Source organism: Luminiphilus sp. nBUS_07, assembly GCF_051201685.1.
Classification (GTDB): domain Bacteria; phylum Pseudomonadota; class Gammaproteobacteria; order Pseudomonadales; family Halieaceae; genus Luminiphilus.
This window is the reverse complement of the sequence record NZ_CP179213.1, coordinates 2,289,825-2,302,237: the sequence shown is the minus strand read 5'-3', so window position 1 is coordinate 2,302,237 and position 12,413 is coordinate 2,289,825. Positions and strand designations below refer to the sequence as shown.

Sequence of the window (12,413 nt, the reverse complement as noted above, 5' to 3'; positions counted from 1 at the left end):
GGGGCTCAGATAGCCTAGGGCTACTTTAAATTCATAACTTAGCAGCTGCTATTTTCCACCTTATTGTGCGCGCTCGAAATTCCGTAACGTATGAGGTGGTGGGCTCGTGCGGCTATCGAAATTCGAGCTCTTTGTCTTTGATTCCCCCAAGGCGCAGGGTAATAAAGTCTTTGATGTAATTTTGGTAGTTTTTCCAAGGCAGTCGATTGCCTTGTTTCGGGAACTGGTCTCGGGCTCGTAATACATAGCCTGCGTCAAAGTCGAGCAGAGGTTCTTCGTCAATAGTGCCTATCATGCGCGGGGTAACCGTGGAGTATCCGCCCTTCGCCATTTTATTCAGTAGACGGCAAACGTAGCTGGCGGTGAGGTCGGCTTTGAGTGTCCAAGACGAGTTGGTGTAACCCACGGTAAACGCCATATTGGGGAGATCCGAAAACATCATGCCGCGGAAAATAAAGCGATCGGTGAAGTCGAGCTTTTGATCATCAATGCTGTAATCCACACCACCTGCAAATTTCAAATTGAGCCCCGTCGCCATAATAATAATGTCGGCATTTAGCTGCTTGCCCGACTTAAGCTGGATTCCTGTTGCGTTGAATTCATCAACATGATCGGTAACGACTTCAGCGCGTTTTTCGCGAATAGCGGTAAACATATCGCCATTGGGGACTGCGCAGAGGCGTTGATCCCAAGGGTTGTAGTTTGGGGTGAAGTGAGTGGCAACGTCATAATCTGGTCCCAACTGTTTACGCACCTCGCTCAGCAAAAAATGCCGCAACTGCTTGGGGCGTTTTCGGGACAATTGATAAATATAAATTTGAAACAACACCTTTTTCCAGCGGGTTAAGCGAGATGCCCAGGCCACAGGCAGCCATTTACGCAGCTTCAACGCCGTGGGGTCCTCTAGGGGTACGTCGGCAATATAGGTGGGCGAGCGTTGCAGCATGACCATGCTAGCTGTGTCTTTGGCCATGGTGGGGACAAGTGTTACGGCGGTAGCACCGCTGCCAATCACCACAACCCGCTTGCCCTTGTAATCAAGATCTTCAGGCCATTGTTGGGGGTGCACGACGGTTCCTGAAAAATCGTTGAGGCCGACAAATTCGGGGGTGTAGCCCTGTGCATAGTCGTAATAGCCACTGCAACTAAAAATGAACTGGCAGCTAACAGTGACGCTCTCGCCGGTATCGCTACACTCAGCCGTAACGGTCCACCGTTTTTCGGTAGACGACCAGCGCGCTGAAACGACTTTGCGATGAAATTCGATATGACGTTCTACATCATATTCTGCTGCCGTTTCACGGATGTAATTAAGAATTTTGGCACCATCTGCAATAGCCGATGGGTCGCGCCAGGGCTTGAAGCCATAGCTAAAGGTATACATGTCACTGTCTGATCGAATGCCGGGATAACGAAATAAGTCCCAAGTTCCGCCGCTGGCAGCACGAGATTCGAAAATCATAAAGCTGCGCTCCGGGCAGTTGCGGCGCAGCTGGCAGGCTCCACCAATGCCGGAGAGTCCGGCCCCTATAATGAGGACATCGACCGACTCGAGTTCTTTAGGCATAGTTTCCTATTCTACAAAATTGTCATTGTCATCGAGCGCGCTATACCATATGGGCGAGGACCAGGCGCGCTCCTGTATCGTTGCGGGCAAGTCTCCGCGAGGCAATTTGCCGCTGCGAATCGCGTCCCAAGTGGACCATCGGCACACCGGGTTTTCAAGTGCCCGCGCATAATAGAAGGCTTCTTGTTCTGGAACAAAGTCGGGGTCTTGCCACAGTACTTTTAATTCTGCTGCGCCCACGTTGGCGGTGGTAGAGCAGTCACCTAGATTGACCCGCGCATTATTGTCTGGGCAGCGGTGGGTATCCTGATTTACCTGAAGGTTGTTTGAGCAAGCGACATCGTAAACCTTTTCTTGGTGCTCGCCGTTTGTTAACCATCCTTTTACTATCTGAAGGCGCTGCAGAGGTGCAGTATTTGGGTCGGCTATGGCCCAGGTTAGAAATGAGGGCTGGCGCTTACCTTGAGCCTGCAAGGTAGCCCCCATTGTGGCACCTGAGCGGTACGCCTCTTTGATCAGGTCCGTCTCATCTAGCTGATCCTCTGCGAAATGGTAACCGGAAAAAAAGCGCAGTTTGATGCGAGTGCCGCTGGTGGCAAAGGTTTCTTTACGACGCAATGCGTCGTATATCGCTTCACGAGTATTGGCCTCTGCCCAAACGCCCGCAATTCCAGAGGCCCCCCAATATTTGTAACCGGAAAAATCGAGATAATTTTGGCCATCGACTTCTTCAACCATTTCGGACGCCGCTAGTTTGACTAACGTGCCATACAGAAAACTTGCGGGTATCGAACCCCTTTTTTCGGGTGTGCTATCGAAAGCACCAATTTTCCCAAAATAGTTGTTTTCCTCCAGCGAGGCCGCGCCGGTATGCGTATCGCTAGAGCCAATAACTCCAAACTTATAGGGGTTTCCCGAGTCACGAGTGGTCAGACTCAGCCCGCGCTGCCAAGCATTACGTACATAACTACCTTGCGGGTTACTGGGAAGACGAGTAGACGTGCGAAGAGGGAAAATTTCGAAATTGGCCCATTCGTCGTTTTGCGATAGGAGGGGATGGGTTTCTGAAGTTCCTTTGACTTGAGTGATTTCTACGAGTGGCTCGTTACGCAGCCGCTTCGCTGCGTAATCGACATCAATGGGCCGGCCAGCCCAGTCGGTAAAGGCAAACATCGCGCCATTGGAGCCGTTGCTGTTATGAGGTATGGCTAGGCTTTCCACGTCTTGCTGACGTAACTGATCCATCCAGTCCCACAAGCCTTCGGGGTTAATGCTGTTGAAGCGGGAGAACGGTTGTGCGGGTAGGCGTTGTGTTGATCGGAAGATGACATTGCGATGAAGTGCTTCTCGCGCTTGAGTCGATGACGTGAATTCGTAGGCTGCAAAGGTGGTAAATACCCCCGGTTTGTAGGCGGCGTTGGTGGCTTCGATCGTTTGCTGCCAGGCAGATTTACTAGCGCTATTGATAGAGTCTTCATCGATTGTGCCATCTAGCAGGTTGGCAACAACATCGCTGACAAAATTGTAAAAGGCTTTACTTCTCTTGGCGAGATCTAGAAGACCACCGTCGATTGATTCGTTGATATTATGATAAGGCTTAGCGAGCTCGTATTGTGAAAACGCAGAGTTAGTATCGATAGCCTCGTTAATGAGACCCAATAAGACTCCATGATCTGTCACGGCATAGAAATCTAGAGGTTGGGTTAGTTGTACCTCGAAGCCACTGGGGTGTGTAATTGCTTCACCTTGAGCATAGCGATAAGCATCAGACGGAGAGGCCGTCGTGCCAAATGCCGAGGCATCAAATGACAGAGCTGTATGCACATGTAAGTCGCCAAAAAACGCGTTGCGGTCGAGGTTGGGTTTTGGGCGCTCTGCCTTAGTGTATGCAGGTTCAGAGAACGATATAATTTGATTATTACCGGGTATGACCGTGTTAGTTGTCCGGTAGTGTTGTTGTGCAGCTGTGCGCTTTTCGGCTTCGAGGCTATCTCCAGAGCAAGCAACGGAAAGCATGATGACCATAAGGAATGCTAGACGCATCAACATAGACTTATGCTCCTTATCGCTGGTGAAGGTGCAGAGTCGCATCAGCAATGTGTGCCGTTTTTACGATTAGTCATTCGAGCTTATCCAAATAGGGCTGCTCCATGCACGCTCCTGAATCGTGCTGGGAACGTGTGGACTGGGTGGCTGATTGAGGCGAATAGCATCATAGGTAGACCACCTGCAGGTTGGGTTCATCAGAGCACGAACATAGTAAAAAGCGCTCTGCTCTGGGTTGTAGTGGGGGTCCTGCCACAGTGTCTTCAACTCACTGGCACCTGAGTCGATGTTAAAGCTACAGTTGTTGAGATCAACGCTTGCGTTGTTATCTGGGCAGCGCTGGTTGGAGGGATCAACAGATGCGCCGTCAGCGCACGCTATATCTACCACGCGTTCGTGAGTTTTTCCCTGTTTGTCGATCCAGCCCTTGATTATTTGTAGTCTTTGTAAGGGTGCATCCATGGGGTCCTGTGTGGCCCAAACATAAAACTGTGGAGACACGTTTTTCTGATTAGTTGCTTCACTTGCCGCAGTTTTAAGTACGCCGCCCATGGGCACGCCTTGATCTCTAAGTGACTCAATAGCATTGGGATCTGAGGTCACACTCGGATCAATATCCCAGCCAGCGTAAAAGCGCAGGGCTATGCGGGGCCCCGATGTTGCGTACGTTTCACGGCGGACGAGGGCATCGAAAACAGCTTCACGAGTATTTTCTGGGGCCCACACCGCCGCCAGCCCTCCGGATGTATGAAATTTAAGCGTCGACTGGTAGTCGGCGCTCTCTGAGTTGTAGCGTAAACGCCGTGTTGCCGAAGATGTGACGGCGCCCACTGCGCCGGGAAAATCCCACTCTTCTACATCACCAGGGTTTGAGTTGTGGCTGTCGGTAGCGGCAATAAAGCCCGTTTGCAATGGATTAAAACCTAGGCTCTGTTCGAGTTCCAAGCCGACTTTAAGGCCTTGCCGAACGAATCCCGTTTTAAAAGCGCAGCCGGTTGTTTCTCCGGGTTGGCATGGATCAAGTACCTGTTCGAAGGCGCATTCTTCATCAGTGGCGCCAACGCCTAGAGCACATTCCTGTGCTCCTTTTACCTGAAATATTTCGACCTGTGGTTCGTATTTTTGACGCAGCCGCCAGTCATTCTTGGTATAGGCCTGTCCATCCCAAGTGTAGGGCGAGTAGGTTAGGCCCCAGGCCTTATTGGGGTTGTGGGGCATTGTGAGGAAATTGCAATCTCCGCTGCAGGTGGCCTCAAGCCCCTGCCAAAGCGTGATGGCGTTGGGAACATCGAGGCTTGAAATTGCTCGCTCAGGCACGGTTTCGGTGCGAAAAATAATATTACGATGGTGTTTGCCTTGAGCCGGCAGACCCGGAGAAAATTCGTAGCCAATCAGTGTAGTGAGCTCCCCGGGAACATTATATTGATTAGCCAGATCGATATACTTAGCCCAATCAGTTTTTGCATTTCTCTGACAGCGTTCAAGACTTCCGTGCCCAAATCTGCAAGTAGGAAACGCGCCTGGTTTTGGCGAGGTACGCTGGATTTGTTGGTATACGCCAGCAGGCTTCGAAGGGTCGCCGATAATTTCAGCGCCTCGGACACGATCAACCAGTAACTTAAAGATCATTGGGTTGGGTTCGTTTGCCAGCCAGCAGGCCGCGCGTTCAGAAAGAGAGAGTCCAGTCTCTTGGCAATGGGTGCGTGTACCAAAGCCTTCGGCATGATCAGTGATCGCCACAAAGTCTAAAGGGCGACTCAGCTGCATTGCTTCGCCACCTGCAGTTTTCAGCGTTTCCCCCATGGCGAAACGGTAGGCATCTTCGATGCTCAGCGTATTACCAAATAACGTGGCATCGAAACTTTCACGAGTGTGGATATGTAGTTCGCCCCAATATAAATTTTTATTGGGATTGGGGGAGGGTTGGTAAGCGTGGCTCTGTGCTCGTGGCAGCGTAACTCGGTTGTTGTCTTGCAGGGCATAATCACGAGCAGCGGTGGTGGGCCCATTTTTCTCGGCTGATGCTTGTAATGGAATCACAACTTTAGCCGTTATGAAGCCAAGACTTGCGAGTAATACTATGGTGATCACTACGGCAATTTTCTTTAGCATTTTGCTCTCGTGCCATCCTCATTACTTTGTCGCTGAATTCGGTTGCTTGGGCAATTTATTCTGATGGATTTTTTAGGGCTGAAGGTCGTTTTGATGTGTTCAGCCTCATTGTTAACTCGCCCCCAAGATAGTGCCGTCGGCATGTGGCGCAGGAATCATCTTCGGACATTTTTTCACTCAACTTCAAAGCAGCATGCCACAGATAGTAGAGGCAAGAGTTGTGCGTGCTAAGCCGCCGTAACTATCGGTGTAAATCGCGGCTATGTCAGTCTGGTGGCGGATCTTTCGGCAGCGGCGCCGGGCCGTCCTTGGCCTAATCGACCTCAGGGTTCTTCGAGGACATAGCGTCAGCACCCGTAAAAATGTTGACCGAAAATGATTCATAGTGATGGCTGAGCGATGCTTAAAGTTAGGCTGGCAGTATCTTTACCACGGGCACATAAAAATAGGGAAGGTTTCATAATGCGTCACTCATTTAAAGTATCACCCTTTGCTTGGGTCGTGATCCTTGCGTTTTATGGGAGCACGGTGGCTGCGCAAAGCCTCCAATTGGAAGAGATAGTTGTAACAGCTCAGAAGCGTCTTGAATCGGTGCAGAACGTTCCGGCCACGGTTAACGTGATAGACGGAGACACGCTCAAAGACTTTAATGTGTTTAGCTTTTTAGACCTTGAGGCGCTGACAGCAGGCCTGCAAATCGATAGTTTCACCGGCCGCAGTGGGCGCATGACACTGCGCGGTATCAACTACAACCCGAACTCCGCAGCCGAAGCAGCAGTGGCCACCTACTGGAACCAGACGATTGTCGATTCGAACGCTGTCTACCAGCAGTTGTTCGACATACAGCGCATTGAGGTGTTGCGCGGACCCCAAGGAACGCTCGCCGGCCGAACCTCCCCTGCTGGCGCTATCAATATTCATACCGCTAAGCCTAATCTTGACGAGGTCGAAGGCGAGGTGCGAGCAACACTGACCGACAACGATGGCATCAACACCCAGCTGGCTGCGAGCCTGCCGTTGATACCGGGGCGACTGGCTTTACGCTTCGCCGGCGTGTTTGACGAAAATGATATGGACGAAACTGTCAATGTCTTGACTGGGGAGACCAGCGCTACTGAGACGACAGCGGGCCGTTTTAGCCTGAGATGGTTGCTCACTGACAGTTTGAGTATCGATTTTGCAGCGCAGTACCTAGAGCGCGAGTTCGATGATCTAGGTGTGCTTAGTGGCGTGCCTGCGGGGGATCCCAGACTGGATCCAGAGGGCTTATTGCCGTCCCTGAACTCCTATGATCGCAGTGACGCGCGGGTAGGGATCGATGGTGTATCCGACAACACGCAATCGGAGTATCTGAACACGTCATTGGTGATGAACTGGGACCTAGGTTCCCACACGCTGACATCGGTGACGGGCTATCACGAGACCGACTCAGTTAGGATATATGATCAGGCGCAGGGCAGTTCGAACCCGGGTAACGTGGCACAGCGAATAGCCGTAGATGATCGAACTGACTTTTCTCAGGAGCTACGTTTCGCCAGCAACGAAGGTGAGCGCTGGGACTACATGGTAGGCCTCTACTATGAGGATTCGGATATCTTTTTCAGCCAGGACAACCTTCAGATTCCCCTCAGTCCCTTTGCGGGGGGCAGCACCATGCTGTTATTCCCTGCAGAGTCAGAGCGCTGGGGCCTGTTTACCCACAACCAGTTCTACTTAAGTGAAAAGTGGACCTTGCAGCTGGGTCTGCGTTATCAGGAGATTCAGGTAGGTCGGGATATGTCTTTGGTCGCAGGCCCGAGCGGCATTAGCGTTGCGCCTCCGGGATTTCTCTTGGAGCAGGTTATCTCAGATGACAACCGGCGCTATGACGACGACTCCTTTACCGGTCAATTGGCACTTGAGTATACGCTGAGTGACGATATCAACTTTTACGGTGTGGTGAGCACTGGGTGGCGACCTGGCGGAGTAACGGTGACGGGATCGGCCTTACCTGAGGATGTACTGTTGTTCGGCGCCGAAGAGAGTATGTCCTACGAGCTGGGTTTCAAGAGCACCCTGGCTGATGGCGCGGTTCGAATCAACGGAGCTCTCTACGCCCATAATTTTGATGACTACATTTCTCGTCAGAATGCACTCAATATTATCAATCCGGACGGGAGTATTGACCGCAGTGGCATCACCGTTAACGGTGATGCCGAGGTTTGGGGTGCCGAATTAGAGTTGTCGGCAAACCTTAGCGCCAACTGGTATCTGGGCGGCTCTCTCAGCTACACCGAAGGTGAATACGCAAGTGGAACTTCGCTGCCCTGCAATGAGTTCGATGACAACGGCGTGCCAATTTTTCCTCCGGGCCAAGCCGTAGCCCAGTGTGATGAGAGTGGCAACCAGCTTGGCAGGGTGCCCGAGTGGACAGCTAGCGTGAACACGGAATATCGTGTGGACTTTGGTGGTTTTGAAGGCTACGGGCGTGCGTTATTTGCCTACACCGGCAATCAATTCGCTGAAGCGGCTACGATTACGACGCCTGCGATCGATCTTGATGCCTACAATACCTTCGACGCATATTTGGGTGTTCGGACCGACCGATGGCATGTTGAAGTGTTTGCCCGCAATTTGCTGGATGATGAAGCTCTCATCACGCGAACCAGCGGCACCGCTGTTGTGCGACGCCAGCCAACTGGGTATGCGAACCATTGGCCTATTCCAGGCCGCCGCCTTGGCCTGAGTGCCAGTTATCGTTGGTGACAGGTGACAGGTGACAGGTGACAGGTAACAGGTGGGCTCAATGGGTGATTCTTTCACGGCGTTATGTGCAGTTTCGCTTGTTTGTTATCGTGCTTAATGAGGGCTGCTAACCAACGTAATGAATCATTACGTTGAGACGCGCCCTAAAAATACAGTCAGCAACCGCTCGAAGTCAGCTATGGGTTAAGCGACTGACTCAGCGTGAAGTGACCTGCACGCATAAGTCATTGGTGAGGTGTTGAATCTAGCAGATCGCAGGCATTTACAAGTTGTGTGTGTGCTGCAGCCAGTGTCTCGGTGGTGAGTGGTGTTGCGGTGATCTGGTTGAGCATTGACCGTAGCGTGCTTGCGGTCTCTCGTGACATATCGCCCTCGTTTACCGCCGTCTCGATAGCGTCATTGGTTTGGGTCATTAATACCTGAATCTGTCGTATATCGGTGTTTATAGCAGTGAGCTCGGTGACCTTGTCTAGCTGACTTGTGTTAGCACTGCGTGCCTCGGCGGCACAAACGGCGTCCCGGGCAAGAAGGTCGAGGCGAACCGGTTTAAAACGGGCGATTCCGCCCGTGATCTTCGGGGTTAAGTCTGGATAAATAGCCTTACCCACCGCACGGCGCAAGGGTGAATGGGCCACGTATAAGCTACCATCAGGTGCGACGACACTCATCGCTAAAGAATCCTCCCGGCCCTCGGCAAAGTAGCGCAGCTTACCGGTCATACGGTCCAGTAAACCCATGCCCGTGTGCAGCATAATGGTTCGGCCCAGCAGTGATTTTCCACCACCAATCATAATCACGACACCATTGGCAGTAACAGTAGCTGTGAGGGCATTAGATTGCGTATCCACATTGGCATAGCCGTCAAAACCGTTAAGTTCTGCAGTCCAAGCTCGGTTGCCGTATTCTCCGTGATCGATGAGTTGGATGACGTCATTGGCAGTGACGGCATAAAGTTCGTGGTTGTCGGGCGATACTGTGATGGAGCCCACTAAAGGCTCCCCAACGTCGACCCGCCATATTTCGTCGAGCTCGCTGTTGAGAGCAATAACGTGCCCCTCGTTATCTGAAACATACAGGCGGTGACCGTCTGCACTAAGCGCTGGCGTAGAGCCCGTCCCACCTTGAAACACGGCGCGAGCCAATATCTGGAACTCGAGACCATGATTAGTATTGACTAGGTTAAGGGCGTAAATTGCGCCCAGTTCAGATTTGCCATCGGTCGTACCGTCTTCGGCATCTTGGGCAGTAGCTGCCATGTAGATGCGGCTACTGTCTGGATCAATGCTGAAGTAGTTGGTGACGACGCCGCCACCGCCATAGATATAGTTCACCGCCGAGGAAAATAAACTCAAGCCGGCATCGGTTTTGCCAAAAGCGGCGTCCATTAATGGATCGACTCTATCGAGAATGAATTCGGGTATTTTTGTACCCTTGCCGCTGATCGCAGGTGCACCGGGGAGCTGTCCGATGGGCGCTATGGATTGGCCTGTTTTTCGGTCAAAGGCAAATAACGCTCCTGTCTTGGTGACCGTGATTAAAGAATCGGTGGCTGGGTGGTAGTTGAGACTGTGGAACTTTTTGTTGTCTGTGTTGAGCAGCTCCTTCGCCGTGAGTTTTAGGCCTGTAGATCGACTCCAAATTTTAGAGCCATCGGGTCTCAGTGCGGTAATGCGGTCATAGCCCACGATATAAAGTATTTGTGAATTTAAATTTTCGGGATCATTCAAAATAAAAGCAGGACTGCTGGTCTGAATATTTTCGTCAGCTGGTAACGCCCAGCGCCGCGTCCCCGTTTTGGCGTCGAGTGACACCAGCACCACACGCTCACCGTGATAAAACTGAGGACTGAAGTACAGATTGCCCTCATTATCAAAGAGGGGGCCGTTGCCGATGAAGTAGCTTGGTTCCGCGACCCAATCCAGCTCAAACATCGGTGCTGCAACGCCCCAAACGCTGTCCGAATTGGCCACGCCTACGTGAATCGCATTCCACTTTGTGGGCTCTGGAATGATGTCGTAGCCGTGCTGTCCAGTAATCCGGGCGCCCATTGGCCGCCACTGAGTTTTTTCGGGGGCAGTAAAAATTCTCGGGTTGTGCGCCCTGTCACCAAAAAAAATTAGGTTGATCGTGAAGCCCGCTACGCCGACTACTGTGGCTATAAGAAGAATCTTTTTCATAACTGCTGCCACTCTGGAATTGACGATGTTACAGATCCCCTGTTCTGGAGCATCCTCGAGTAAACCCTGTTGCGGTTTCAGTTCGCCAGTCTAGAGAGCATAACTGGAAAAATAGAATCTTATTCGGCCAAATTTAAAGTGCCGATAGCGAGCCTGCCTTCTATATGTTGGTAAATCATAGGGCAGCGCCTTTAGTTGTTACTGCGAGACTGCTGGCAAAATTGTGTCTTCATAACTGGCCGAAAATAATTTCCGTTGGCACAATCCTTGTGCATAGATTTCAGTACATCAAGAATGCTGCTGTCCGGAGTGTGGGCGACTCTGGGCCAGGATGATAGGGCGATAGTCCGTGTTTTGGTGCTCATAGAAATTTATTGGTTACTCGAGTGGGCGGGCCTATGTGCCTGTGCGATGGTGATCAGTTACTTGATTTTCGGCTAGAGCTCGCGCGCAAAGCCAAAAATGGTAAGACCCCCACAGACCCACTAGAGTGAAATAGGCCAGTGCGACACCCAAGGCATTATCACCGTACCGCGGCGCTAGGACATCACTAATAGCACCGACCAGTAGGGGGCCCAAGCCCAGGCCTATGAGATTGAGGAACAACATTTTGATCGCTGCGGAAACCGCCCGCATGTTCACCGGCGACAGGGTTTGTATCATGGCCAGAGTCGGACCCAGCGCATAATTGCCGGCGAATCCCGGAATAATGAACAGCAGAACTGCCGTGGTGAGGTCATCTGCCAGTAGCCCCATGATAAAAAATGGGAGCGTAACGAACGGTATAACAGCCAGCATTCGCATTCCGTATTGGAAACCACGCACAGCAAGTCGGTCGAACAGTTTGCCCGCAGCCAGCGCCCCCAGTGCTCCGGGGATCCCAAAAATGCCGGCCATTAAAAGCCCGGTCTGGGACTGGCCTAGGTCGTGCTGTCGGCTAAAAAAGGTGGGTAGCCATTGCGTTAATCCATAGCCCAACAATCCAGCGACCACTGCGCCCGCTATTAGATGGCGCATGGCCTTGTTGGACCACATGGCCACAGCGGTGGCTCGTATTGGCGGCGACGGTGCGCCGCTATGAGCCTCAAAGGTGCCTCGACGGGGTTCGGTCAAAAGTTTCGCCATGACAAGGGCGAGGAGCATCCCCGGAGCGCCTACCGCTATAAGGGCTGTGCGCCAACCGTGGGCCTCTGCGATCGAACCACCCAGGACAAAGCCCAGTATCATGCCGATGCTTGCACCTAGCATTAGCGTGGCCATAGCAAAAGCCCGGCGTTGTGGCGGAAAGTAGTCAGCAATAATAGAGTGGCTCGCGGGGTTCACTCCCGCCTCACCAATGCCCACGCCAATGCGTAGTATCAGGAGGCTGATAAAGCCAGCGGCTAAACCGCTCAAGACAGTCATTAGCGAAAATATGATGAGGCTTATGATCACGATCCACTTGCGGCTGTACTGATCGGACAGGCGCGCGATAGGAAGCCCCATTGTGGCGTAAAACAGGGCGAATGAGATGCCACCTAACAACCCGAGCTGGGTGTCACTCAAACCAAACTCAGTTTTTATGTCTGGGAACAGGATTGACAAGACCATCCGGTCGCACATGGACAGGGCATAAGCGAGGAGCAGTAAGGTTATCGTGGTGCGAGAACCTGCAAGTGGAGGCGGTATCGTCATGGCGGCTGGCCTGATCTCTAATGCTGACTCGGCGAGGCAACCAATCCCAAGCCTCGGGAGCATGTTTTCAATGTGGGTATCACCCGCAGACG

General features: G+C 52.1%; 6 protein-coding genes. 1 reads left to right on the top strand and 5 read right to left on the bottom strand.

Going from position 1 to position 12,413, the window contains the following annotated elements; all coding sequences use genetic code 11:
• Positions 1–112 precede the first annotated feature (112 nt).
• From ACMAZB_RS10240 to ACMAZB_RS10230, 3 genes are all read right to left on the bottom strand, one after another.
• Positions 113–1,567 carry a flavin-containing monooxygenase gene (locus ACMAZB_RS10240; RefSeq protein WP_435216945.1) on the bottom strand — a complete coding sequence of 485 codons (1,455 nt, stop codon included), beginning with the start codon at positions 1,565–1,567 and terminating at the stop codon, positions 113–115.
• 6 nt (positions 1,568–1,573) lie between these two features.
• On the bottom strand, positions 1,574–3,616 hold the full coding sequence (locus tag ACMAZB_RS10235; protein WP_435216943.1) for a DUF3604 domain-containing protein: 2,043 nt from the start codon (positions 3,614–3,616) through the stop codon (positions 1,574–1,576).
• Between the two features lie 66 nt (positions 3,617–3,682).
• Complete coding sequence (locus ACMAZB_RS10230) at positions 3,683–5,725, bottom strand: DUF3604 domain-containing protein (RefSeq protein WP_435216941.1); 2,043 nt, start codon at positions 5,723–5,725, stop codon at positions 3,683–3,685.
• 462 nt (positions 5,726–6,187) lie between these two features.
• Between ACMAZB_RS10230 and ACMAZB_RS10225 the strand changes: the two genes are divergently transcribed.
• Positions 6,188–8,470, top strand: coding sequence for a TonB-dependent receptor (locus tag ACMAZB_RS10225; RefSeq protein ID WP_435216939.1), 2,283 nt, complete (start codon positions 6,188–6,190; stop codon positions 8,468–8,470).
• Between the two features lie 224 nt (positions 8,471–8,694).
• Here ACMAZB_RS10225 and ACMAZB_RS10220 read toward each other — a convergent pair whose 3' ends face one another.
• Both ACMAZB_RS10220 and ACMAZB_RS10215 read right to left on the bottom strand, forming a co-directional pair.
• On the bottom strand, positions 8,695–10,647 hold the full coding sequence (locus ACMAZB_RS10220) for a PQQ-binding-like beta-propeller repeat protein (protein ID WP_435216938.1): 1,953 nt from the start codon (positions 10,645–10,647) through the stop codon (positions 8,695–8,697).
• 396 nt (positions 10,648–11,043) lie between these two features.
• Positions 11,044–12,321, bottom strand: coding sequence for a spinster family MFS transporter (locus tag ACMAZB_RS10215; protein WP_435216936.1), 1,278 nt, complete (start codon positions 12,319–12,321; stop codon positions 11,044–11,046).
• Between the last annotated feature and the right edge of the window lie 92 nt (positions 12,322–12,413).